At 67.0% G+C, this 25,918-nt stretch carries 18 protein-coding genes; 3 read left to right on the forward strand and 15 right to left on the reverse strand.

Going from position 1 to position 25,918, the window contains the following annotated elements; all coding sequences use genetic code 11:
• Positions 1–3: 3 nt before the first annotated feature.
• The 12 genes from ACZ1JS_RS09350 to ACZ1JS_RS09405 all read right to left on the reverse strand — a co-directional run bounded on the left by ACZ1JS_RS09350 (position 4) and on the right by ACZ1JS_RS09405 (position 18,011).
• Entirely contained in the window at positions 4–483 is a 480-nt protein-coding gene (locus tag ACZ1JS_RS09350; RefSeq protein WP_465165836.1) for a hypothetical protein, read from the reverse strand.
• Entirely contained in the window at positions 483–806 is a 324-nt protein-coding gene (gene trxA, locus ACZ1JS_RS09355; RefSeq protein WP_055760313.1) for a thioredoxin, read from the reverse strand. The genes ACZ1JS_RS09350 and trxA overlap by 1 nt, the downstream gene beginning before the upstream one ends.
• 46 nt (positions 807–852) lie before the next feature.
• A complete protein-coding gene (gene addA, locus ACZ1JS_RS09360; protein ID WP_465165837.1) occupies positions 853–4,278 on the reverse strand; it encodes a double-strand break repair helicase AddA in 3,426 nt (1,141 codons plus the stop codon).
• Positions 4,265–7,234 carry a double-strand break repair protein AddB gene (addB, locus tag ACZ1JS_RS09365; protein WP_465165838.1) on the reverse strand — a complete coding sequence of 990 codons (2,970 nt, stop codon included), beginning with the start codon at positions 7,232–7,234 and terminating at the stop codon, positions 4,265–4,267. The genes addA and addB overlap by 14 nt, the downstream gene beginning before the upstream one ends.
• A complete protein-coding gene (locus ACZ1JS_RS09370; protein ID WP_465165839.1) occupies positions 7,227–7,982 on the reverse strand; it encodes a nucleotidyltransferase family protein in 756 nt (251 codons plus the stop codon). Before ACZ1JS_RS09370 ends, addB begins: the two co-directional genes overlap by 8 nt.
• Entirely contained in the window at positions 7,979–8,950 is a 972-nt protein-coding gene (locus tag ACZ1JS_RS09375; RefSeq protein WP_465165840.1) for an aminoglycoside phosphotransferase family protein, read from the reverse strand. The genes ACZ1JS_RS09370 and ACZ1JS_RS09375 overlap by 4 nt, the downstream gene beginning before the upstream one ends.
• Positions 8,935–9,378 (reverse strand): tRNA (adenosine(37)-N6)-threonylcarbamoyltransferase complex ATPase subunit type 1 TsaE, encoded by a 444-nt coding sequence (gene tsaE, locus ACZ1JS_RS09380; protein ID WP_465165841.1) that lies wholly within the window; start codon positions 9,376–9,378, stop codon positions 8,935–8,937. Before tsaE ends, ACZ1JS_RS09375 begins: the two co-directional genes overlap by 16 nt.
• Entirely contained in the window at positions 9,378–11,711 is a 2,334-nt protein-coding gene (locus ACZ1JS_RS09385; protein WP_465165842.1) for a sensor histidine kinase, read from the reverse strand. The genes tsaE and ACZ1JS_RS09385 overlap by 1 nt, the downstream gene beginning before the upstream one ends.
• Before the next feature lie 156 nt (positions 11,712–11,867).
• Positions 11,868–14,867 carry a TonB-dependent receptor domain-containing protein gene (locus tag ACZ1JS_RS09390; protein WP_465165843.1) on the reverse strand — a complete coding sequence of 1,000 codons (3,000 nt, stop codon included), beginning with the start codon at positions 14,865–14,867 and terminating at the stop codon, positions 11,868–11,870.
• Between the two features lie 207 nt (positions 14,868–15,074).
• Positions 15,075–16,484, reverse strand: coding sequence for an adenosylhomocysteinase (ahcY, locus tag ACZ1JS_RS09395; protein ID WP_465165844.1), 1,410 nt, complete (start codon positions 16,482–16,484; stop codon positions 15,075–15,077).
• 99 nt (positions 16,485–16,583) lie between these two features.
• Complete coding sequence (locus ACZ1JS_RS09400; RefSeq protein ID WP_465165845.1) at positions 16,584–17,411, reverse strand: sterol desaturase family protein; 828 nt, start codon at positions 17,409–17,411, stop codon at positions 16,584–16,586.
• Between the two features lie 39 nt (positions 17,412–17,450).
• Positions 17,451–18,011: a YqgE/AlgH family protein gene (locus tag ACZ1JS_RS09405; protein WP_465165846.1), complete on the reverse strand. Its 561-nt coding sequence runs from the start codon at positions 18,009–18,011 to the stop codon at positions 17,451–17,453.
• A 117-nt stretch (positions 18,012–18,128) separates the two neighbouring features.
• On the opposite strand from ACZ1JS_RS09405, the gene ACZ1JS_RS09410 reads away from it, so the two are divergent.
• From ACZ1JS_RS09410 to ACZ1JS_RS09420, 3 genes are all read left to right on the forward strand, one after another.
• Complete coding sequence (locus ACZ1JS_RS09410) at positions 18,129–18,611, forward strand: redoxin family protein (protein WP_465168667.1); 483 nt, start codon at positions 18,129–18,131, stop codon at positions 18,609–18,611.
• 100 nt (positions 18,612–18,711) lie between these two features.
• Positions 18,712–19,068: a hypothetical protein gene (locus ACZ1JS_RS09415; protein WP_465165847.1), complete on the forward strand. Its 357-nt coding sequence runs from the start codon at positions 18,712–18,714 to the stop codon at positions 19,066–19,068.
• A gap of 72 nt (positions 19,069–19,140) precedes the next feature.
• Positions 19,141–20,592, forward strand: a complete 1,452-nt coding sequence (locus tag ACZ1JS_RS09420) for an AMP nucleosidase (protein ID WP_465165848.1) — start codon at positions 19,141–19,143, stop codon at positions 20,590–20,592.
• Positions 20,593–20,814: 222 nt separating this feature from the next.
• Here the strand turns inward: ACZ1JS_RS09420 and ACZ1JS_RS09425 are convergent, their stop codons facing one another.
• The 3 genes from ACZ1JS_RS09425 to polA form a co-directional block, all read right to left on the reverse strand.
• Positions 20,815–22,341: a lipopolysaccharide biosynthesis protein gene (locus tag ACZ1JS_RS09425; RefSeq protein WP_465165849.1), complete on the reverse strand. Its 1,527-nt coding sequence runs from the start codon at positions 22,339–22,341 to the stop codon at positions 20,815–20,817.
• Positions 22,342–22,464: 123 nt separating this feature from the next.
• On the reverse strand, positions 22,465–22,824 hold the full coding sequence (locus tag ACZ1JS_RS09430) for a hypothetical protein (RefSeq protein WP_465165850.1): 360 nt from the start codon (positions 22,822–22,824) through the stop codon (positions 22,465–22,467).
• Positions 22,825–23,114: 290 nt separating this feature from the next.
• Entirely contained in the window at positions 23,115–25,874 is a 2,760-nt protein-coding gene (gene polA, locus ACZ1JS_RS09435) for a DNA polymerase I (protein WP_465165851.1), read from the reverse strand.
• Positions 25,875–25,918 lie beyond the last annotated feature (44 nt).

A 25,918-nucleotide genomic window follows, 5' to 3' on the forward strand; every position in this document is an offset into this window, starting at 1 on the left:
CGATTAAGGGCGACGTAACGGTTCTGGGTAGTTGGTGTGAAGTGGCCCCATGTCCTCGATCGACAACATCTCATCAAGTAGGACAAGACTCCGGGCGCCGCCCAGATGGCCGAAACCTTGAAAGATACGAGGGTCTAGCGGAGCGGACTTTCGGCCAACAAAGCGTACCCGGTACATGCGGCGGCCATTGCCAATCACATTGCTCACCGGACTGACGAAAGGCGTCAACGGCTCGTTCGGATTGAACCATGACACGCCCCTATCGGCATGCGCTCCGTCCCGGGCGGCCGAACGATCATAGAATGTCGAGGCTTCGAAATCGACCAGCCATGTCCCTTCCATGACCCTCGGCGGTTCGAACTTTACGCAGGTTCGGTCGCCAAGATACTGCCACACGGTAAGGTCACCGCGTTTCTCCTGCCGATGACAAGGCGGTGGTGGCGGCGGCGCTGCCGCTTGAAACAGCAGCGCCACCAGCAGCATCAGCCCAGTTCACCCTCGAGCCAAGCCTTCAACTGGCTCTTCGGCCGCGCGCCGAGCAGGTCGGCGACCGGCTGGCCGTTCTTGAACAGCTTCAGCAGCGGAATCGACTGGACGCCCATCGAACCGGCAGTGTCGGGGTTGGCCATGATGTCGACCTTCGCGATCGTCACCTTGTCGCCCAGTTCGTCGGCGATTTCCTCGAGCGCCGGGGCGATCATCTTGCACGGGCCGCACCAGTCCGCCCAGAAATCGACCAGCACCGGCTTGTCGGATTGCAGGACATCGGCGGAAAAGCTGGCGTCGGTTACGGTCTTGGTCGGCATGGGTATCTCCTTCTGGACCGATATCTATGGTCGCGGGGGCGGCACCTCAAGCTTCACCGAGCAAGCTTTGTTCCCCGGCCCCATAGCCGGGCTTGTAGGCGCGGAGCAGGTCGGCAGGCAGGACGAACATTGTCGGCCCCGCGGTGTAGAGCAATGCCGCCTCGATCGCGTGATCGGGGAAGATGACGGCGAGCGCGGCGGCATAGGCGGCCATCTGCTTGAGATGATAGACCGGAATCTCGTCTATGCTGCCAGGTACGCGGCGGCCGGTCTTGAAGTCGACGACGCGGACCAGCCGGTCGCCGATGCACAGCCGATCGACCGTGCCCGCCACGACCTGCGTACCGACGACGGCGGCGATCGGTGCTTCGGCGAGTGCGTCGGGACCGAATAGGTCGGTAAAGGCCGGATCGTCGAGGATCGCCATCGCGTCGCGCGTGACGCGATGTCGCAGCTTCGCGTCCTCGACCCCCGCCGCGCCCGCCAGCCAGCGCTCGGCAGCATCGGCGCGCTGGTCGCGTGGCAGGTCGGGTAGGCGCTCGAACAACTGGTGGAGCAGCCGACCGCGCTCGGCCGCGGCGCGCATCGTCGCCGTCGGCGGCGGGTCGGACACTTCGTCCTCGCCAAGCGCGGAAGGGGCAAGCGGGCGTGGCGGGCGCGCTTCGGCGGGGGCTGGCGCGCGAAGCCAGTCCGGGGCGGCGGTCTGCGGCGGCGCGGAAGTATCGCGACGCGCGCGAACGGCGACTGGGCTTTGCGGGTTCACGCCGCAGAAGACACGTTCCCCCTCCCCCTCGGCCACGCCGAGCGCATCGAACGCAGCGGCGGCGGCGCTGTACCAACTAAGCGCGGGCGGCACGCCCTGACAGCGGGCGGAGGGAGCGCCAGCGATCACCAGCCGTTCCTCGGCGCGGGTCGCGGCGACGTAGAATAGCCGCCAATGTTCCTCGAGTTCGCGCTTGTCGATCGCCGCGACGGCGTCGTCGACCGGCGTCCCGCGTTCGCCGCTGCGGGGGCGAAACACCGGGAAAGCCGCGCCGTCATGACCATCGGGTACCCACGCGACGATATCGCGGCGGCTGTTGGCGGGATCGATCGCGGCGTCGGCGAGCAGGACCAACGGCGCCTGCAACCCCTTCGACCCATGGGCGGTCATCACCCGCACCGCGCCGCCCGACGCCCCCGCGTCGCGCTTGATCTCCACCTCGCCCCGGTCGAACCATTCGACGAAGCGTTGCAGCGAGGACGTGGCAACGCTTTCGAACGACAGCGCGGCGTTCAACAATTCGTCGATCGGGTCGCGCGCCTCCTCGCCCAACCGGGCGATCAGCTTGCGGCGACCGTCGAGTTCGCCCGACAGCAGTTCCTCGAGGAAGCGATAGGGGGTAGCGAAGTCGGCACGGCGCAGGATGCGCGACAGCGGTTCGACCACGTCGCTGTTCGTCTGGCGCAGGTGCCGCCACAGGCTTCCGCCTTCGCGCAGCGCCCCGGCCAGCAACTGTTCCTGCGTCCAGCCGATCAACGGCGAGACCAACAGGTTGGCAAGGCTGAGATCGTCCTCGGGCTGGAGCGCAAAACGGATCGCGGCGAGCAGATCCTGTACGGCCAGCGGTGCGTCGAGGCGCAGCCGGTCGACGCCCGCGACCGGCACCCCCTCGGCATATAGCCGCGCGACGATCAGCGAGGCGAGGTCGCCTCGCCGCTTGACCAGCACCATGATGTCTCCGGCCTGCAGCGTCCGCCCTTTGGATTCGAGCGGCAGCGTGCCGATCCAGCCCTTGATCGCGCGGGCGATCTGTCGAGCGATGACGCGGGTCGAATCGTCGATCCAGCCTTCCTCGTCATCGCCCGCCGCCTCGACCACGGTCGGCGCCCATAAGGTCACGGTACCGGGTCCGGGCACTTCGCTGTCATGGGTTTCGGGGGTGTCGATCCCCATGCCGGGGTCGGGCAAGGCGGCGATCGCCGCGTCGACGAACTCGAGGACCGGCCGGGTGGTACGGAAGCTGTGGGTCAGCGACAGCGTGTCCAGTTCGCGCGCATCGCCGCGATAGTCGGCGGGCAATTCGGCGCGGCGGCTGAAGTCGCGATGTGCCGCGCGGAAATAGATCGGGTCGGTACCCTGAAAGCCGAAAATCGCCTGTTTATAGTCGCCGACCACGAACAGCGTCCGCATCCCCGCCGCGCGCACCGCGTCGCCACTGAAATATTCCTCGACCAGCGAGCGGACGATCGCCCATTGCTGCGGATTGGTATCCTGCGCCTCGTCGATCAGGACATGCTCGGTGGTCTGGTCGAGCTTGAAGCGCACCCAGTCGCCGATGCCGGGCTGTGCCAAGAGGTTCAGCGTCTCGCGGATCAGATCGTCGAAATCGACCGCGCCGGCCCGCCGCTTGGCGCGGACATAGGCGTCGGCATAGGCACGGCCCGCCTCAAGCGCACCGGCCAGTGCGTCGGCATAACCGGCCTGCGCGCGGATCGACAGCAATTCGGCGGCGCGGGTGCCGATCGCCTCGGCCAGTTCGTCATAATCGGGGTCGGCAGCGATCAGCTTGGCCGATGCTTTCTTGAGCGTATCCTTCTGGGTGAAGAACATGCCCCGCACATCGCCCAGCCGCAGCGCACGTTCGGTCGGCGGTTGCGCCAGCCAGTCCAGGATCGCGCCGTGCAGCTTCAACCCGGTCGCCGTGCCCCACGCGCGATTGGCCTCGGCAAGTCGTTCGAGGGCGTCGCAGTCGAATTCGTCGTCGCCGCACGCCTGCGCGATCACCTTGTCGACGTCGTCCGACGGGAGGTGGAAAGCGCGGCGGAGGAAGGGCTGAATACCGCTCGGCAACTCGGCCATCGCCTGCGGATTGCGGGCACATTCGCGCAGGAAATTCTCCGCCGCGCCCTCCCCCATGCGCAGCGACATGGCGGCGATCGCGTCGCCGATCCGGGTCGAGCCGGACCGCTGTTCCTCGACCAGCAGTTCGGCCAATGCCTCGCGCGCCATGCCGGCTTCCTCGCGCGCTTCCAGCGGGCGGAAGCCGGGGACCAGCCCCGCCTCGACCGGGAAACCGGCGAGCAGGCTCTGGCAGAAGCCGTGGATCGTCTGGATGCGGACCCCACCGCCCGGCGCGTCGAGCACCCGCGCGAACAACGTACGCGCGCGCGCCAGCAACGCCGCATCGTTCACATCCTCGCCCAGCGCGAACAGATCGGCCTTCAGATCGGGGGTCGGCAACCGCACCCAGCGCGCGAGGCGGCTGGCGACGCGCTCGGCCATTTCCGCCGCCCCGGCCTTGGTAAAGGTCAGGCACAGGATCGCCGCCGGATCGACCCCGCGCAGCAACAGGCGGAACACACGCGCCGACAGCACATGGGTCTTGCCGGTGCCCGCCGACGCCGACAGCCAGACATGGCGATGCGGGTCGCTGGCCGCCGCCTGATCGTTCTTCAGTCGCTGGAGCGCGCGGACTTCACTCACGGCCATACCATTCGTCGCGGCGCATCAGCTGATCATATTCGGCATAGGGGGCATATTCGGGCACGAGCTTGGCGACGAACGCCTCATCGCCGGTCAGGAAGCGGGCGACGGCGTTTTCGAAATGCCCCTTCGCGATGGCGACGAAGTCGTCGGCGACCACCCGCCCCTTCGATCCATCGGCATTGACCGGCGAGGTCATCTTGCCGAAGCGGTCGCCGTCCTTGGTCAGCGACCAATATTCGAACGCGGTGGCGGTCCCGCGCACCCCGCCGAAACAGCCGCGTTCGGCCATCAACCCCAGCAGCCCGAGTTGCAGGCTGTAGCCGGCGGCGACCGCCTTGGCGCTCGGCGCCTTGCCGGTCTTATAGTCGATGATGGCGAGGCTGCCGTCGCTTGCGCGGTCAATGCGGTCGGCCTTGCCCGACAGTTCGACGCCGGCGATCTCCAGCCGGCCGTCGCATTCGACCCCCGCGACGATGCGCCCTTCCGCCAGCTTTTCGTGGGTGAAGGCGGCGACCCAGTCGATCGCCTCGCGCAGCCGCGGCACCCATAGCGCACGCAACAGCGGATGGGTCCGCGGATCGTCGGACAGCGCCTGCAACCGGCGATGCAGCTTCACGGGGTCCAGCCCATCCTCGCGCGCCCAGCGTTCGAGCACGCCATGCACCGCCGTGCCCCGCCATGCGGCGGTCGGATCGGCATCGACCGCGTCGAGCGGCAACAGGCGCAGCATCCGCCGAGCGTAGAAGGCGTATGGGTCGGCCTTCAGCCGGTCGACCTCGGTCACCGAAATGCGACGCGGGCGCGATGCGACGGGCGGACGCGGCGCCGGCCGCGACGCGGCGACATAGCGATCGGGCGTGTCGATGGCGCGGGCCCAGTCGCGCAGGTGCCCGGCGCGCTCCAGCCCGTCGTCGAGCGCCTGCAACCGCAGCCACAGCCGCGACGCGATGGTCGGCGCGGTCGCATCGCGGGCGGCACGGGTCAGGATGACGTCGCGCGCACCCAGCGCTCCGGCAAAGTCGTGCGCGGCGAGGCCGATGCGGCGTTCGAGACCGGGCAGGCCGAGGTCGGCACGAATACGCGGCGCGAGCCACGGATCGGGCGACGGCAATTGCGGCCAGACGCCCTCGTTCAACCCGCCCAGGACCATCAGGTCGGCGGTCTGCAATCGCGCTTCGAGCAGGCCGAGAATGGCGAGGCGGAAATGCGCCCCCTGTGGCGGACGCACCGCGACCTCGTCGAGCAACGTCCGCAACAATGCCGGCAGCGCGCGCGGGTCGAGCGTCGGCGGCCCGATCGGCGCCTGTTCCTCCAGCGCGGCGATCAGTTCGGCGGCGGCGCGCCCCTCGGGCCGGCTCCATGCGGCATCGCCCGCCAGTTCGGTGGCGGTCTCGCGCAGCAGCGCCAGCAGCGCGGCCATGGGCTGCGGTCCGGCGGCAAAGGCGTTGGCCAGCGGGGTCAGCAGCGGACAGGCGACTTCCCAGAAGGATTGTGCCGCCGACCGGATCGCCGCGTCGCGCGGTTCGCCCTCGCGCAGATGCCGATCGATCCCGGCCAGCCCCGGTGCCGGGCGCGGTCCGCGCAGTGCACGGTCGAGCCGCCGCACCCCGTCGAGCCAGACGACGCGCTGCTCGGCGTCGCCACTCTTGACCAGCGGGTGTTTGAGCAGCGACAGCAAGGCGACCGGCGCAAAACCCTGTGCCGCCGCTTCGACCAGCGCCAGCAGCAGCGTGCCCGGCGCCAGCAGCGACAGCGGCTGCCCCGCGGAATCGTCGACCGTCACGCCCCAGCGCGCCATATGCGCCGCGACCCGCCGGGCCAGTGCGCGGTCGGGGGTGACCAGCGCAGCGGTGCGGCCGGGTGTCTCCAATGCTTCGCGCAACGCGATGGCGATCGCCTGCGCCTCTTCGGCCGGGGTCGCCAGCTCGACCATCCGCACGCCCGACAGGCGACGGTCGGGAGCGGGCACGTCGATCCAGTGATGGGTGCGGTCGGCGGGGCTGAGCGCGGTGGCGATGGCGCGGCTGCGCGTCGGGGTTGCGTCATGCTCGCTCGCCGCCTGCCAGCGGACGAATTCGCGGCGGTTGACCCCCATCCGGTCGAGTAGCAGCTTCAGATGATATTGCGGATGGGTCTCGATCGACCGCTTGCGCCGCCCGGTCACCGGATCGGGATCGTGCGGCCCAAGCGACGCCCATTCCTCCTCGTCCATCGCGAGGTCGAGGCCGGGCAGGACCACCATCCCCTTCGGCAGTCCCGCCACGCATTTCTGGATGCGGGCAATGGCCGGCGCGTTGGTGGCGATGCCCGCCGCGCAGACGAACCCCTTGGGCGGCTGGGTGGTCCAGCGCGCGCATAGCCGCTTGAGCAGACGCGTGCGCCGGTCGGCAAGGTCGATCCGCCCCAAAGCCGCCAATTCACCCGGCCAGCGATCGAGGACGATGCGAAACAGTTCGAGCGAGCGTTCCCAATGCGCCGACAGCGTCTCATCAAGGTTCAGCTCGCGCAAGGCCGCCGGATCGACTTCCTCGACCAGCAACTGGTCGAGCGTGGCGGCAAGGTCTCCCGCCAGCCGCACCGCTTCCGCGCCGTCGACCGGGCGACCGGCGCGCTGGCGCTCTTCCGCGACCAGCCGAGCGAGGATCATTCGCCGGGCGAGCGGATCGATCGCGGGTGGGATCGGCGCGGCATCGGCGGGATCGGCAAAGCTGCCCGCGCCTTCATCGAGTTCGGGATCGCCGATCGCGACCAGCCGGGGCAACAGCAACCCGCCGCCGCTGGCGCGCACGAACGCCTCCTGCACCGTGCGCTTGGCGCGGTTGGTGGGAACCAGCACCATGCCCTGCGCCAGTGCAATCGGGTCGCCACCGAAGCGGCGGATCAAGCCAACCGCCAGCGCGTCGGCAAACGCGCGGTGGATCGGGATGGTGTAGAGGCCGAGGCGCTTCGCCTCAGCCATCGGCGAGGAACGCTTCGGTCATCGGAATCGCGCTAGGCGTACCGACGTCGAACCACAGCCCCTGATGAACGACGCCGTACGCCCGCCCCGCCTCGATCGCGCGGTTCCAGAACAGGTTGGTGGAGAAGGCACCTTCCGGCCAGTCGGCGATGACGCGCGGCGACAATATCTGGACACCGGTGAACACGAACGGCGCCAGCCGGCCGGGCTTGCGACGGCCGGTGATGCGGCCCAGCGCGTCGATATGGAAATCGCCCTGCCCGCGATGGCCATGCGCCAGTGCCTGCGGCACCAGCAGCAGCAGCGCATCCATCTTCGCATCGTCCCACAGGGCACTGAGCAACTTGATTGAATCGACCGGACCGTCGACCCAAAGATTGTCCGAATTGACGCAGACGAACGGCTGATCGCCAATCAGTTCGCGCGCCTGCACCAGCCCGCCGCCGGTCTCCAGAAGCTTGGCCCGTTCGTCGGACACGGCGACCTCGATGCCCTTAACCCGGTGCTTCAGATGCGCTTCCATCGCATCGGCCAGATAGTGGACATTGACCACAGCGCGCTTGACCCCCGCCCCGCGCAACCGGTCGAAGACATGGTCGATCAACGGCTTGCCCGCGACCTCGACCAGCGGCTTGGGCCGCATTGCGGTCAACGGGCGCATCCGCTTGCCCAATCCCGCCGCCAGCACCATCGCGGTTTCGGGCACCTGCGCCTGCGGATGGGGGCGGATCGAACGGAGCGTGGTCATGCGAGTTCCTGCGGATCGCCGCGACGATGCGGCGGGATGTTGAGATCGAACCAGCGCGCGACCCCGGCCAGCGCCGGATGGGCGAGATCGCGTTCCAGATAGCGCCACACGCGCGGGCACAGCGCGCCATAGCGCGGCTTGCCGTCGCGCCGCCACAGGCGGGTGAAGATGCCGAGGATCTTCGCGTTCCGCTGCGCTCCGAACAGATGATAGGCGGCGTCGAACCCCTCGCCCACCCCGGTCGATTCGCGGTAGCGGGCGAGCATCGACGCCTCGACCACTGCCGGCACGTCGCGCCGCGCATCCTGCAGCAGCGACACGAGATCATAGGCAGGATGACCGGCCAGCGCGTCCTGGAAATCGAGCAGCCCGAGCCGCGTATCGTCGAGCAGCATCAGGTTTTCGGCATGATAGTCGCGCAGCACCGTAACCACCGGCATGTCGGGCAGCGCATCGAACGCCGCATTCCATGCCGCCGTATAGCCATCGGTATCGACGGTGAGGCCCAGCGCGTCGCAATACCATTCGATCAGCAGATGCGCTTCGCGCAGGATGAAGGCGCGGTCATAGGGCGGGACCGGCGCCACTTCATGGCGTTGCAGTCGCAACAGCTGGTCGACCGCCGCCGCATATAGCCGCGCCTCGCTTTCCGGCGCGGCGTCGACCGTCTCGCGCATGCGCATGTCGCCGAAATCCTCCAGCAGCATGAAGCCGTCGGCGGCATCGTCAGCCAAAATTGCAGGGGCGGCAAAGCCCCGTTCGCCGAGCCATGCCGCCATATGCGCGAACTTGCGCGTATCCTCGGGCGGGGGCGCGTCCATCAGCACGGCGGTCCGCCCGGTGCCGATCACCCGGTAATAGCGGCGGAACGAAGCATCGACCGCCAGCGGCAGGATCTGTGCGTCGCCCCATCCGGCCCGGGTCAGGAAAGCAGGTGCCGCATCGCGCGGGTTCAGGTCAGCGGCCATCGACTTTCCCAAGCGCCCGGCACCCGCGCTGTCAAGCGCCGCCCGCCCCCCTCATCAAAGGCGAGGGTCAGCCACAGCGCATCGGGCCATGGATCGTCGCCCAACCGTTCGGGCCATTCGACCAGCAGCGCGGCATCGTCCAGCGCCTCGTCCAGCCCCAGTTCGAGCGCTTCGTCGGGGTCCTCGATCCGGTAGAGATCGACATGCAGCACGCTGATGCGCACTTCGGGTGGGTCATAAGGCTGCACGATCGCGAAGCTGGGCGACGGTGCCTCCCCTTCCAGGCCGAGCGACGCCAGCACCCCCCGCGCGATGCTGGTCTTGCCCGCGCCCAACGGCCCCGACAGCGCGACTACATCGCCCGGCCGCAAGACCTTCGCCAACGCTACGCCAAGGGCGTGCGCTGCGGCCGCATCGCGCAGATGCATCACGGCTCGCGCGGCAGGTCGATCGTCACCAGCGTCCCAACCCCTTTTTCGGACACCAGCTCGATCGTGCCGCCATGCGCCTCGACCGCCTGCCGCGCGAGCGGCAGGTCGAGGCTGAGCGCGCGTTCGCCGACCCGCGCCGCGCCCGCCTGGGCAAAGCGATCAAAGGCGCGGGCGACCGCTTCCTTCGACATGCCCGCACCGTCGTCGGATACCACGATCCGCGCGCGCTGCGCATCGCCATCGACATGCAACAGCACACGCCCCCCCTGCCGAAGCCCCACGATCGCATGGTCGAGCAGATGGCCGATCGCCTGTCGCAACCGCCGCGCGTCACCCAGCATCACCCCGGCGGTCGGTGCGATGTCGACCGCCAGATCGACCCCGCGCGCGGTCGCGGTGGCGCGCGCCGCCTCCGCCGCTTCGCTTGCGATCATCTTCAGCGCGACCGTCGCCCGTGCGACCGGCAGCGTCTCGTTGGCGGTCAGGTCGAGCGTGTCGTCGATCAGCCCGCTCAACCGCTCGACCGATTCGAGGATCGCGTCGGTATAGCGCCCGCCATCCTCGGTCAGCTTGCCGGCATAGCCCGCCTGCAACATCTCGGCGAAGCCCTTGATCGAGGTCAGCGGCGTGCGCAATTCGTAGCTCATCGACGCGACGAACGCGTTCTTGACGCGATCGGCCGCCTCCAGCGCCTCGTTACGGTCGCGCAGCGCCTGTTCCATGCGGCGGCTGTCGGAAATGTCGAGCATCGTCAGCAACGCATTGCCATCGGGCAGCGGTACCGCGCCGAACTCGTAATGCCGCCCATCGGCCATGGCGAAACGCCCCGACCGCTGCATGCGCTGTTGCGTGGCAAAGCGGACCAGTTCCGGAATCAACGCGGCGCGGCCGGGATTGGCGAGGCTGTCGGCGACCCGCTCGGCCAGCGCATCGACACGCGGATGCCCGTCGAGGAACGCATCGTCCAGTCCCCAGACCTGCCGGAATTTCGCGTTCCATATCTGCAACCGGCCATCGGCCGCGAACACGCCCAGCGCCTCGAACAGATTGTCGAAGGTCGCGGTGCGCACGCGCAGCAGCGTGTCGCGCGCGCTGGCCAGTTGCACTTCCTCGGTCCGATCCTCGAAGATCAGCAGCAATCCGCCTTCGGGCAGCGGCTGGGCGACGACGCGCAGATGCGTGCCGCCCGGCACATGCCATTGCTCCTCGATCGCGCCTTCCGCCGCGCGGAACCAGTCGCGCCGCTCCGCCTTCCACCCCGGAAAGTCGCGGACTTCGGGCAGGCGCTTGGCCTCGCGCATCCGGTCGAGCACCCGGTCGAATTCGGGGCGATCGGCCAGCCATTCGGGCTTCATCGCAAAGGCGCGGATGAACGGCTGATTGTAGAATACCAGCGTCCGGTCGGGCGCGAACTGCGCGACCCCGGCCGACAGCCGATCAAGCATCGCCCGCTGCGCGTCGCGACTGCGCTTCAGCTTGCCGCGCGCTTCCTCGATCTCATGCACGTCGATCGCGAAGCCGCCCGTCCCGCCGTCGCGCAGCGGCATGTCGTGGACGCGCAGCATCCGCCGTTCGCCATTGATCGTCGCGGGCATCGCCGCCTGCTGCGGCTGGCCGGTGTCGCGCGCGATCGAGGCGCTGGCCAGCGGCCCGCCCATGCCGACGCCCTCGACCAGTTCGACCTGTCGCGCGATCACCTCGCCCGCATCCAGCGCGTCGACCGCGCGGACATAGGCGGTGTTGACCATCGCCAGCCGCAGCGAATCGTCGCGATACCACATCGGCATCGGCGCAGCCTCGATCAGGCTCGACAGCGCATCGAACGCCGCGCGATATTCCTCCGCCTCGGCACCCAGCGTCGCGATCTCGTCATGAAATTCGGTCGCGTCGAAGAACCAGACCAGCACTCCGCCCGGCGTGTTCAGCGCGGGCGGCGCGCGATCGCCGATCGCGAACAGCGAGCGCGCCGATCCGGTCGCGCGGATGACGGTGCGGAACGGCTTTCCGCCCCGCAGCGCAGCGTTGATCGCATCGAGCAGCCGTTCGGCGCTGCCGGGTTCGAGGCCATTGTCGGGATTGCCCAGATCGGCGGCGCTGGCCGGCAGTTCGATCTGGCCGAGTCGATCGGCGAGCGGGCGATCGATCGACAACCGTCCATCGGCACGCACCACCATCGCCAGCGCCGGCGACGCCGCCAGCGTCGCGCGCAGCGAATCGAACAGCGCCCGATCCGCCATCGCCCCCCGCCGCGCCGACACCCCGACATACAACGCCCAGACACTGCCGACGACCAGCACCGCCAGCACCGCGCCGCACAGCAGGGCGGTCATGGTCGTGACGGTAATCACGGGCGATCTCCAACGGGCGGCGGCAGACAGGCAAGCGTGAACACCGCCCCTGCCTAGTCCTTCGCAGCCGCATAAAAAAGGGGCGACACCACATGGTGCCGCCCATAATCGCCGAAACGAAACGTCGGCGGCGTGCAATCACATACGGAAGCTGGCGCCGGCGTAGATGAAGCGGCCGACCCCCGAAATCGGATAATTCAGCGAACCCAGGCTCGGCGTCTGTTCGAACAGATTGTTGACACCGCCATAGAAGCGGAAGCTGTCGTTGACGCGGACCTCGGCACGAATGTCGTGCTGGAACAGTTCGGGGAAGAAGAAATAGCGCGGGTCGGAAAGGTCCGGGTTGTTCGCCAGTTCCTCGGTCGTGAACCGTCGCGTCTTGCTGAAATAGACGAGACCGTAGTTCAACGACAGGGCATCGATGGTCCAGGTGACATTGCTCGAACCGCGCCAGCGCGGATTATAGGTTTCGAGCGTGTCGATATCGACGTCTGCCCCCACGGTCGGCACGAACGAGATATTGTCGAGATACCCCGCATTCACGCTGATATCGAAGCGGCCGAGGCTGCCCGGCTGGAAGGTGTAGTTGACCCCGAAATCGGCGCCCGACGTGCGGAACGCGGCGACATTGGCCGGGCCGACGTTGAAGCCGATCCGCCGCTGCGGATCATCGCCGTCGCCAAGGACATAGCCGGTGGTCGTCGACCGGAAGACGTTGGCGCAGAACTGGTTGTCGATCGTCGGCTGATCGACGCAAAGTTGTGCCAGTTCGGTCGGCGTCGGCGTGTTGATGGCATCGCGAATGCGGATGTCATACCAGTCGGCGGTGATCGTCAGGCCGGGGATGAAGCGCGGCCGCAGCACCACGCCCGCCGTCCAGGTGGTTGCCGTTTCCTCGGTCAGGTTGCGATTGCCCCCTTCCGTTCCGCGCCGCGACGTCGTGGCCGAGGGCACCTGCGACGGGCTGAAGCTGGCGATCTGAGCAGCGCTGAGACCAAGTCCGCTCAATAGCGTCTGGCAATTCGCCGCACGGAACTGCGTCCCCTGGTTCCGGTTGGCGATGTCGCACGGATCGGTGACGAACCCGAACGTGCCCGTCGTCGGCAGGAACAATTCGCCGATGTTCGGCGCCCGGACTGCCTGCGAATAGGAACCGCGGAACCGGATGTCCGGGATCGGCGCGTAGATACCGTCGAACTTCCACGTTCGGGTCGCCCCGACCGTCGAATAATCGGAGAGGCGCGCGGCGGCGCTGAACGACAGCAATTCCGCGAACGGCATATCGGCCAGCAGCGGCACGTTGAATTCGCCGAACACTTCCTTGACGTCGAAGCTGCCGGCGCTGGGCGGGAGTGCCGCGAAGTCGCGCAATTCGCCATTCACGATCAGCGCATCGGGATCCGACCGGCTGCCTTCGCGCCGATATTCGCCACCGAAGGCGAACCCGATCGGTCCGCCCGGCAGTTCGAAGATCGCGCGGCTATCGCCGGAGATCGATCCCGAAACGACATGCTGGTCGACCGCCGCCCGGTTGACGTTGTTGGCGAGTACGAAATCGAGTGCCGCCTGCGACGCAACCCCGTTGCCGAGCAGGTTGAGCGGACGGCACGCACTGCCGGCCCCCGGCGTGAAGGTCGTTGCCGGCTGATCGAGCGCGGTCGCGTCGAGCGTCGAACGGCAGACGATCGAACCGTCCGGCGCGCGGACTGCGTCGATCGCAGCGGCATAGCGATCCCCGATCAGGTTCGCCGTCTGGGTCGAGCGGGCATTCGTACGGCCATAGACGTAGGAGATTTCGTAGCGGGTGTTTTCAGCGATCTCGCCATCGAACCCGACCACGCCGCGCCACGTGTCGCGCCGTACCCTTTCGCCGCGAATGCCGAAGTCGAAATTGTCGCGAGAAATATATGCCCCGTCCGGTGCCGCACCGGTACCGAAGCGATCGGCCAGGAAGGCGTTGTCGCCGTTGAGGTAGGTAAAGAAGTCGAAGCTCGGCTGCCCCACCGAATAGGCGCGTGTCCGAACGAACTTGCCCTCGGCAAAGAAGCGCACCTTGTCCGAAAACTCGAAGCTGGTGAGCAGATTGGCCGAGTGGCGTTCGATCGCGGGATACAGATCACCGAAATAGCCCGCCGTTGGGGTATTGGACGATCCACCCTGCGCACGACCGCTCGATCCCGGCAGGAAGGTGCCGCCGTCATAGACGAGGCCGCTGCCGGTAAAGTCGGGAACGCCATCAAGGTTCAGGTCGACCGCGCCATCGGGTGCGCTGTCAGCCCAGCCGAGGTTGGTATAGACGATCCGGTCGGGAATATTGGGGTCATCGAACGGATTACCATCGGCGCCGCGCCGGAAGTCGTTGATGTTCTGCCACAATTCGCGATAGCGGCTGGGGTCGCCCGAAAATGGCCGGGAGAAGCTGCTCAACCGTTCGGTATTGCTGTATTCATAGGCGGCGGTGACGTTGCCGCGCCCATTGGCGAAATTCTTGCCCGCGACGATCGACGCGAGTTGGTTGCCCGCGTCGCCGTCGTCGGAAATGCCGCCCTGCAGGCGCGCCGAAACCCCTTCGAAATCGCGGCGCAATACGAAGTTCACGACGCCGGACACGCCGTCGGCACCATAAATCGCGGAAGCGCCACCGGTGAGCACGTCGACCTTTTCGATCAGGTCCTGCGGAATCGAGTTGGTATCGACCGCCGCAGTGTTGGGTACGCCGGCAACGTGACGACGACCGTTGACTAGGACGAGCGTGCGATCCGTGCCCAAATTCCGCAGGTTCAGGAAATTGGCGCCCGTGCCGTTCAGTGGCGTCGGGCTGGCCCCACCCGATCTCGCACCGCCGACCGAACCGGTCAGTGCCGGATTGCGGATCAGTACGTCGGTGATGTTGTTCAGGCCGGTCGCTTCGATCGCGGCAGCGTTGACCGAGACGATCGGGTTGGCGACCTCCAGTTCGGGGCGGGCGATACGCGAGCCGGTGACGACGATTTCGTCGCTGGTATCGACCGTACTCTGCTCGTCGCTAGCGACCGGGGCCACGTCCTGCGCCGAAGCCGACGCGGCGGCGAGCAAGGCAGTAATGGCGAACACGCCGCGCGCAGCCCCAAGCCGCCAGCGCGATATCGGTTGAATCATGGTTCGGACCCCTTTTGCCAGTTCATGCGTATTCTTTCTCGATACGCTTTCCCTGTCCGCATCAACTATTTGGCGCGCTTCAGGCTCCACGCCGCGCATGTTTGCGCCTGCGTGTTGTAGGATAGCAACACGCCGCCACGTACCAGCAACAAAAAGGGCGGACATCCAGCCGGATGCCCGCCCTTTCCTATCGAAGATCGCGTAGGATCAGTAGCGATAGTGATCCGGCTTGAACGGCCCTTCGACCGGCACGCCGATATAGCTGGCCTGCTTCTCGGTCAGCTTGCTGAGCTTCACGCCCAGCTTTTCGAGGTGCAGCGCCGCGACCTTTTCGTCGAGGTGCTTGGGCAAGACATAGACTTCGTTCTTGTAGTTCTCGCCCTTGGTCCACAGTTCGATCTGCGCCAGCACCTGGTTGGTGAAGGACGACGACATCACGAACGACGGGTGGCCGGTGGCGCAGCCGAGGTTCACCAAGCGGCCCTTGGCGAGCACGATGATCTGCTTGCCGTCGGGGAACTTCACCAGGTCGGTGCCCGGCTTCACTTCGTCCCACTCATAGTTCGACAGTGCCGAAATCTGGATCTCGCTGTCGAAGTGGCCGATGTTGCAGACGATGCTCATCGGCTTCATCTTCGCCATATGCTCGGCGGTGATGACGTCGGCATTGCCGGTCGCGGTGCAGAAGATGTCGGCGCGTTCGACGGCTTCGTCCATCGTGACGACCTCGAACCCTTCCATCGCCGCCTGCAGCGCGCAGATCGGGTCGATTTCGGTGACCATGACGCGCGCGCCGCCGTTGCGGAGCGACTGGGCGCTGCCCTTGCCGACGTCACCGAAGCCCGCGACGCAGGCGACCTTGCCGGCCAGCATTACGTCGGTGGCGCGACGGATCGCGTCGACCAGCGATTCCTTGCAGCCGTAGAGATTGTCGAACTTCGACTTGGTGACCGAGTCGTTGACGTTGATCGCCGGGAAAGGCAGCTCGCCCTTCTTCGCGATCTCGTACAGGCGGTGGACGCCGGTGGTCGTCTCTTCCGACACGCCCTTCAGGTTCTTGACCGTCTCGGTCAGATAGCCCGGACGCTTGGCGACGAACGCCTTCAGCGCGCGCTGGAACTCGACTTCCTCTTCATTCTCCGGCTCGCCCAGCGTCGCGCCGGCTTCAAGCTTCGCGCCCCACAGCGCGAACATCGTGGCGTCGCCGCCATCGTCGAGGATGATGTTGGCGGTCTGGTCGCCCCAGTTGAAGATGTCGCCGACATAGTCCCAATAGTCGGCAAGGCTCTCGCCCTTGATCGCAAACACCGGAATGCCCTTGGCCGCGATCGCGGCGGCGGCATGGTCCTGCGTCGAGAAGATGTTGCAGGTCGCCCAGCGGACGTCGGCGCCGAGTGCCACCAGCGTCTCGATCAGCACCGCGGTCTGGATCGTCATGTGCAGCGACCCGGTGATCCGCGCGCCCTTCAGCGGCTGCGACGCACCGAACTCTTCGCGCAGCGCCATCAGGCCCGGCATTTCGGTTTCGGCGATCTCGATTTCCTTCCGACCGAAATCGGCAAGGGCGATGTCGCGAATGACGTAATCGGTCTGCTTGTCGGCGATGGCGGTGGCCATGGATACTCCTGGAGCTTGGGCCATGGGCGCGCCCATGGCGGATGACTGCGCCTCTACCCACCCGTCGGGCGAAACGCAAATGCGAATATAAAGATTTCTTTATATCTCTTTCGTGACGGTGGCAGGCGGTGGCTCGGCGACGGCACGGTCATAGGCCACCGGCAGGGTGATCCACTGGTGCAGCGTGCGCGGCTGATCGACCTCGGCGATGCCGGTCGCCGGCCATTCGTCACGCTCGGGCCACCATGCCGTGCCGAACATCCGGTCCCAGATGGTCGTGAACGCCCCGAAATTGCGGTCGAAATGTTTGGGTTCGACCGAATGATGGATGCGGTGGAAGCGATTGTCGACGACGACGCGCGACAATGGCCCCAGATGCCAGTGGCTCGGCGAATGGAGGAACGCGCCCTGCAGATGCAGCAGCACCAGCATCGTCGGCACCACTGGCCCCGCTTCGGACGCGATCAGGCTGGTCGGGATCGCGATCAGCAGGATCTGAACAAAGGGTTCGATCGGATGGTGATAGGCGTTGACCACCGACAATTCGCGGATCGAATGATGCACGGCGTGATAGCGCCACAGCCAGCGATGCTGCGCCCGGTGACACCAATAGAAGAAGAAGTCGTAAATCGCCGCCCCGACGACCGGCGCCACGACGTAGGAAACCGGCCCGCCCCACCCCGCCCCGGTCGGCAGCGTCAACAGTGGCGGAATGCCGATCGTGCTCCACAGGACGCGGAACCCGGCATAGGCGATGCCGCTGATCACCAGCCAGATCGCCCAGAACAACAGGCCCGGCAGCCGCCCGCGCAGCGAATGGCGTTCGCGCGGCGTCAGCAATTCGACCGCCGTCATCATCGAAAAGCCGAAGCCGGTCACGCACAGCGTCGGCTTCACGGCTTCCCACAGGGCGGACGATATCGACATGGCCGGGAATCTAACCGCCCGCCCCCTAACAAAGCCTTGTCAGGCGGTGCCGGCGCCCGGCGACAACAACCGCGTGTCGATGCCCGCCCGGTCGTACCCGCTGCGCCAGCGCTGCGCGGTCGGCACGTCGAACAACAGTCCGGCATCGCCGTCGACGTTCATCCAGCCATGGCGCGACATCTCGGCATCGAGTTGCCCGCCCTCCCAACCGGCATAGCCGAGCGCGACCAGGAATCGTTCGGGCCCGGTCCCGCCCGCGATCGCGCGCAGCACGTCGACCGATCCCGACAGCGCCCATTTGCCCGCGACGTCGATCGTGTCCTGCCCGCCCCATCCGGCATCGTGCAGCACGAAACCGCGCCGCGTCTCGACCGGACCGCCCTGATGGATCGGCACGTCGGGCGCCGCCCCCGGCTCGATCTCGAGCTGCGCCAGCAGCGCGTGCAGCGATAGTCCCTCGATCGTGTCGCCGATGCCGACGCCCATCGCGCCATCGGCGTCATGGCTGCACATCGCGATGACCGCATGGTCGAATCGGCGGTCGCCGATACCGGGCATCGCCAGCAATATCTGTCCGGTCAGGAATCGGGTCTGGTCCATGGTCGTCCGACGCTAATCGCCCGATGATCCGGACGCCATGCTTGAAAACGGTCGAGACCGCTCCCACGCTCCGCCGGTACGCAGCGTTGCGTGCCGAAATTTTTCCCGGAGAAGATGATGACGATCAAGATCGGTGACCGCCTGCCCGATGCCAAGCTGGTCAAGGTCACGCCCGACGGCCCCGATCAGGTGTCGACCGGCGACTTCTTCGCCGGCCGCCGCGTCGCGCTGTTCTCGGTACCCGGCGCCTTCACGCCGACCTGCTCGGCCAAGCATCTGCCGGGTTTCGTCGAACAGGCACAGGCATTCCGTGACAAGGGCGTCGACGAAATCGCCTGCACCGCGGTCAACGACGCGTTCGTGCTCGACGCCTGGGCCAAGGCCGGCGACGCGGGCGGCAAGGTGACGATGCTGGCCGACGGCAATGCCGACTTCGCCAAGGCGACCGGACTCGACATGGACAGCTCCGCCTATGGCATGGGCATCCGGTCGAAGCGCTATGCGATGCTGGTCAATGACGGCGTGGTCGAGGCGCTGCACGTCGAGGCACCGGGCGAATTCAAGGTCAGCTCGGCCGAAAACCTGCTCGCCTCGATCTGACGCGATCGGCCGGTTTCGATACGTCCACGTCGGAACCGGCCGCGCCCTGCCGGGTTGACCAGTGGTTACGCAGCCATATCGAACGCGAAAGGGCACCGTCATGACCACCACGACGACCACCAAGCAAGCCGTCAACGACGTCGCCGACACCTCGGGCAGCTTCGCCGAGAAAGCGTCGGCCACCTATGCGTCGGCCAAGGAAAGCGTGAGTGACGCCGCCGCCAAATCGCGCGACGCGGTGGTCGACGCGGCCGGCAAGACGCGCGAGGCGGTGGCCGAAACCGCCAAGTCGACTGCCGAGACGGTGAAGGCCCATCCGGCCGCCACCGCCGCGATCGTCGCCGGTGCCGCCGCTGCCATCGCCGGTGCCGCCTTCGGTGCATCGAAGCTGATCGAAAAGAAGCGCGAGGCGGATGCCAAGGGCGACGCGCCGAAGGTCACGCCCTCGGCGACCTGATCGCCCCGACCCGGTGCGCCTGCGGCGTGCCGGGTCTTGACCTGCCGCGCCCGATCGCCCTAGCCATGGTCGATGACGCAGGCTTCCGATATCGTCGCCGAACTCGATCGGCTCTATACCGCTTCCGTGGCACGGCTGCGCGCGGCGCTCGACCGTTACCTGACCGACGGCACCCGCCCGTCGTCCTCGGCACGGGTCGACGGCTCCTTCGCCTATCCCGAAATCCGCCTGACCTATCGCGGCGGCAGCGATCGACCGATGCCCTCGCGCGCCTATGGCCGGCTGACCACGCCGGGCGAATACCGGATCAGCGTTACCAAGCCGGCGATGTTCGCCGCCTATCTGACCGAACAGCTCGACCTGCTGATCGCCAACCATGACGTCACGGTCGAAGCGGTGGCCGGGCGGCAGGAAATCCCCTTCCCCTATGTCCTCGACGCCGGTCATGCGCTCAGCCTCGACGCGGTGTCGGCATCCGAACTGGCGCGTTTCTTCCCGGCGACCGAACTGGCGCATATCGGCGACGAGATCGCCGACGGCCTGTGGAACGCGCAGGACGACAGCCGCCCGCTGGCCCTGTTCGACGGCTTGCGCACCGACTTCTCGCTCGCCCGGCTGCGGCATTATACCGGCACCCCGCCCGAACATATTCAGCGCTATGTGCTGTTCACCAACTATCACCGCTATGTCGATGAATTCGTCCGCTGGGCCGGCGAGCAGTTGAAGCCCGCCGCCGACGGCACGCCCAGCCGCTATACCGCGCTGTCCGGCGCCGGCGGCGTGCTGGCCACTGCCGATGACGATGCCGAACGCATGGTCAGCGACAGCGCGTGGCGGCGGCACCAGATGCCCGCCTATCACCTTGTCGCGGCGGACGGCACCGGCATCACCCTCGTCAATATCGGTGTCGGCCCATCCAACGCCAAGACGATCTGCGACCACCTCGCCGTCATGCGGCCCGAGGCGTGGCTGATGATCGGCCATTGCGGCGGCCTGCGCCCCAGCCAGCGGATCGGCGACTATGTGCTGGCGCATGCCTATCTACGCGACGACCATGTGCTGGACGACGTGCTGCCGCCCGAAATTCCGGTACCGGCGATCGCCGAAGTCCAGGTCGCGATGGCCCGCGCGGCGGAGATCGTGTCGGGCCAGTCGGGCGACGAACTGAAGAAGCGCCTGCGCACCGGCACCATCGTCACCACCGACGACCGTAACTGGGAATTGCGCTTCAGCCGTTCGGCACTGCGCTTCTCGCTCAGCCGGGCAGTCGGGATCGACATGGAATCGGCGACGATCGCCGCGCAGGGCTATCGGTTCCGCGTGCCCTATGGCACCTTGCTGTGCGTGTCGGACAAGCCGCTCCATGGCGAACTGAAGCTGCCCGGACAGGCCAACCGCTTCTACGAACGCGCGATCAACGAACATATGCGCATCGGCATCGAAGCGTGCGAGCAGTTGCGGATCGAAGGCGCCGGCCTGCACAGCCGCAAGCTGCGCGCGTTCAACGAACCGCCGTTCCGGTAAGGCCCCCTCCGTCCACCGGGATCGAATCCGGGTCTGTGCGGACGCCCGCTGCACCGTGTCCCCGCGAAGGCGGGGACCCAGGGTCAGATGCGCAGTCCGTTGTTTTGCTTGGCTTTGGACCCCGGCCTCCGTGGGGTACGAACACGCAGGGACGCAGACAATGGACGGTCGCTTAGGTCTCGATCACGTCCGGAGTGACGGACGGTCGCAGCGAGATACTCTTTAAACCTTGTACCGATCGGTCGGGATCTGCGCTTCGCTCGCCGCCGCGCTCTTGTGGAACAGCGCCTTGTCCTCGGGCCGGAACGCCCAGCGCCACAGCACCGCGAAATAGATGCCGAGCATGATCGGAATCCCGAACAGCAATTCCGCCCATTCGTAGCGTTTGGGCAGGCGCATGATCAGCGACCCGGCCACCGCCGCCGCCATCACTGCCCATATGAACGCCGGCCGGAAATCGCGGACGCTGACGCCCAGCAGCTTCGACAAAAGCCCCGACTTGATGATCGACCCCAACCCGACCGTCGTCGCCAGCGCCATCGCCGGCCCGACCGCCGCATAGTTTTGGGGCAGCCCCAGCGCGCGCATCAACGCGACCAGCGCGAAACTGAGCAGTACCTGAAACGTCAGCAGCCCCAGCGAGATCATGAGATTGCGGTGCCGCGCGATATAGACCAGCGCCGCTTCCGACACCGCACCCTTCGCCGCCAGCACCTCGGCGACCAGCAGGAACGACAGCGCCCCCGCCCCGCTGACGAACTCGCGCCCGACCACGCCCATCACGCCCGAGGCCGGGATGCTGCCGGCCAGTGCCAGCGCCGCCTGCGCGGTGATGATCCAGAAGCCGACCTGCCGCACCTGTCGCGCGACCGCCGGCTTGTCCCCGGCGGCCAGGCTTTGGGTGATGACCGGCCCCAGCACCGGATCGAAGCTGGTCTTCAGCTTCTGCGGCAGCGACGCGACCTGTTGCGCCATGTAGTAGATGCCGACGATCGCCGGCCCGAACAACAGCCCCAGGATGAAGCGGTCGACGTTGCGCGTGCCCCATTCGATCGCGTCGGCGCCGGCCAGCGGCATGTTGCGCTTCACCAGCGCCAGCATCGGCCGCAGATGCGGCGACCAGCCATAGGGCAGGCCATAGCTGCGGATGAACGGCACGATCGATGCGACCAGCGCCGCCGCCATCGACAGCACATAGCTCATGATCAGTCCGTCGCGCGTCGAATAATAGCTGAGCGCCCATGCCGCGATCGAGATCGTCCACGGTTCGATCACCGCCCGTGCTGTCACCGCTGCCTTGACGTTCAGCCGATAGGCGAGCGCCGCCAGACTGACGTCGGACCATGCGATGGCGAACACGATCAGCGGCAGCAGCCGCTCGAACCCGATCACCCGACTGTTCGGATACATGATCTGCGGAAACACGAACAGCACGGCGCTCGCCGCGACCGACAGGATGAACGCCACTGCCAGCGCGTCCCACACGACATGGGCATGCGGCCGGTCGGTCGACGACAGCGCCTGCGCAAGGCCCCGCTTCAGCCCCAAGGTCGCGACCAGCGCCGCCAGTTCGACCACCAGCACCGCCAGCGCGAACCGCCCCACGATCTCGGGACCATAGATGCGGCCGGCGATGAACAGGAACGGCAACCGCGCAACCAGCCGCAGGACGAACCCGAACACGTTCGTCCGCCCGCCCTTGGCGAGTGCGGCGATATCGTCGGCGGGCTGGGTCGGCGCGTCGGTCACGCGACGCGCGGGTGTTGGGTCATCGCGGCGTCATACGCGAGGGCGGCGGCTCCCCATAGCCCCCTGTTGCGCTTTGGGCGCGGGGTGCGGCTTGCGGGCAACGGTTGGACCGGTTGCTTCGTGTCAGAACGGCGGCGGAAATGCTTTCGACACGCTGGCGCGACCCGGCGTCCGCGGATGGACCTGTAATATGACGATGGCTGGCGTCTGGCCTTGCAGCGAAACGGCGAACCCATCGCCCGTTCGCGACATGATCCATGCCCTGCGACCGGCAAGTTCCCGGAGGATGGTCGCCCGCGACCGACAGAACCCTGCATCGCCGGTATCGTCCCGGCAATCGAACGCCACCCGGACGCGGCCGGTTCGGACCCGTTCGAATTGAGCCAGTGCCGCCAACCCCGTCATCTGGTCTATGCCGGGGTTCAGATGAACATAGTCCGTCGTCGGGCATGCCGACGTCGCGGTCAGCGCGACCTCCGTCATGGCGTAGACGGTATTAAGGACGAACGGCCCTCGCCGCTCGAGCGTCGGCGAACGAAAACTGGCCCGCCACCGATGCCGGGCGCAACCGCTACCGTTCCGCACCGGTTGTTCGATCAGGTCGCGGTCGACAAATCCCGGTGGTGCTATATGCCCCGGTTCAACCTTGACGACGGCCGCGATCGGTTCGTGTGTCTTGCCGGCCAAGACCGCCGCCCCCGCTTCCGCTGGCGCCATTTGATCGACCGCCGCTACCGTCGGCGCCGTTTGCAGGACCAATGCCAGCGCCAGCATCAATGCGCCGCGCCCCAGCTCGGCCCGGTCCCGATCTCCACCCCCAGCGGCACCGTCAGCTGCACCACCGGTTCGGCCGCCGTCTCCATCACCCGCCGGATCACCGGCGTCGCCGCCTCGACCAGCCCCTCGGGCAGTTCGAACACCAATTCGTCATGCACCTGCAACAGCATCCGCACCTCGTGCAGGCCCGCCTCGGCCAGCGCCGGCCCCATCCGCGCCATCGCGCGCTTGATGATGTCGGCGCTCGTCCCCTGGATCGGGGCGTTGATCGCGGCGCGCTCCGCGCCCTGGCGTTCGTGCTGCACCTTCGACTTGATGCGCGGGAAATGCGTCTTGCGCCCGAACAGCGTCGTGGTGAAGCCCGTCGTCCTGACACTCTGCGTCGTCTCGGCGATATAGCGGTTGATGCCGGGGAAGCGGTCGAAATAGCGATCGATCATCGCCTGCGCTTCCTCCGCGCTCACGTCCAGCCGCCCGGCCAGCCCCCAGCGACTGATGCCGTAGAGGATCGCGAAGTTGATCGTCTTGGCCCGCCCGCGCGTGTCGCGGTTGACCTCGCCGAACAGCTCCTGCGCGGTGATGCTGTGAATGTCGTCGCCGCGCTCGAACGCGTCGCGCAACTGCGGCACGTCGGCGATATGCGCCGCCAGCCGCAATTCGATCTGCGAATAATCGGCCGCCAGGATGACATTGCCCGGCTCCGCCACGAACGCATCGCGGATCTGCCGCCCGACTTCGGTGCGGATCGGGATGTTCTGCAGATTGGGATCGGTCGACGACAGCCGCCCGGTCTGCGCGCCGGTCAGGCTGTACGACGTATGCACCCGCCCGGTCGCCGGGTTGATCTGCGCCTGCAACGCATCGGTATAGGTGTTCTTGAGCTTGGTGAGCTGGCGCCAGTCGAGCACCTTCGCCGCGATCGTCGCGCCCGGCGAATCCTTGTCGGCGGCGATCCGCTCCAGTTCGTTGACGTCGGTCGAATAGACGCCCGACTTGCCCTTGCGCCCGCCCTTGATGCCCAGCGTCACGAACAGCACGTCGCCCAGCTGTTTCGGGCTGCCGATGGTGAACTTCACCCCGGCCAGTTCATGGATTTCGCCTTCGAGCGCGGCGATCCGGGTCGAGAAATCGTCGGACAGCCGCGCCAGCACCTGCGCGTCGACCTTGATCCCCGCAATCTCCATATCGGCGATGACGCGGACCAGCGGCCGGTCGACCATTTCGTACACCTTGGTCGCCTGTTCGTACGGCAGGCGCGGCTTGAACCGCCGCCACAGCCGCAGCGTCACATCGGCATCCTCGGCGGCATAGCGGGTCGCGGTCTTCAGATCGATCTCGCCGAAGCCGACCTGCTTCTTCCCCGTCCCCACCACATCCTTGTACGCGATGCAGCTATGCTGGAGGTGCGTCGCCGCCAGCTCGTCCATGCCGTGCCCGTGCAGCCCCGCGTCGAGGTCGAAGCTCATCACGATCGTGTCGTCATAGGGCGCGACATCGACGCCCGCGCGCGACAGGACGATCATGTCGTACTTCAGATTATGCCCGATCTTCAGGACGCTCGGGTCCTCGAACAGCGGCTTCAACGTCGCCAGCACCGCCTCGCGCGTCAATTGCTCGGGGCGCTCGGCAAACATGTCGGTCCCGCCATGGCCGATCGGCACATAGCAGGCGAGGTTCGGGTGCAGCGCCATGCTGATCCCGACCAGTTCGGCGCGCGTCGCGTCCAGTCCCGTCGTCTCGGTATCGATCGCGACCCAGCCCTGATGCCGCGCCACCTGTACCCAGCGGTCGAGCGCCTCCTGCGTCACCACCGTTTCGTACGAATCATGGTCGCACGACGGCTCGTCCTCTTCGGCGACCGGCGCCGCCGCTGGCGCGACCGGTTCGTCGGCAACGCTCGACAGCTTGGTCAGCAGCGTGCGGAAGCCATGATGTTCGAGGAACGCGCGCAGCGGCGCCTCCGGTATCCCCTGCATCGCCAGCGCATCGAGCGGTTCGGGCAGCCCGCCATCGCATTTCAGCGTCACCAGCACCTTCGACAGCCGCGCATTCTCGGCATGTTCGATCAGATTGTCGCGCAGCTTGCCCTTTTTCATGTCCGGCGCGGCGGCGAGCACGGCTTCGAGGTCGCCATGTTCGGCGATCAGCTTCGCGGCGGTCTTCGGTCCTACCCCCGGCACGCCCGGCACATTGTCGACGCTGTCGCCCATCAGCGCCAGCACGTCGCCCAGCTGCTCGGGCCCGACGCCGAACTTCTCGCGCACATGATCGGGGCCGAGCGTGCGGTTGTTCATCGTGTCGAGCATGTCGACCGACGGATCGGTCATCAGCTGCATCAGGTCCTTGTCGGAACTGACGATCGTCACCGCCCAGCCCTGCGCCAGCGCCGCCTGCGTATAACAGGCGATGATGTCGTCGGCCTCCAGCCCCTCTTCCTCGATGCACGGGATCGAGAAGGCGCGCGTCGCATCGCGGATCATCGGGAACTGCGGGACCAGATCCTCGGGCGGCGGCGGCCGATGCGCCTTATACTGGTCGTACAGGTCGTTGCGGAACGTCTTCGACGATTTGTCGAGGATCACCGCCATATGCGTCGGCCCGTCGGCCTTATGCAGCGCGTCGGCCAGCCGCCACAACATCGTCGTATAGCCATAGACCGCCCCGACCGGCTCCCCATGCTGGTTCGTCAGCGGCGGCAGCCGGTGATAGGCGCGAAAGATATAGCCGGAGCCGTCGACGAGATAGAGATGAGGCATGGGGCGGAGATAGCAGCGCCCGTGCCCCGGTGCGAGGGGGTGCG

It is taken from the genome of Sphingomonas sp. BL-S-05 (assembly GCF_055521695.1).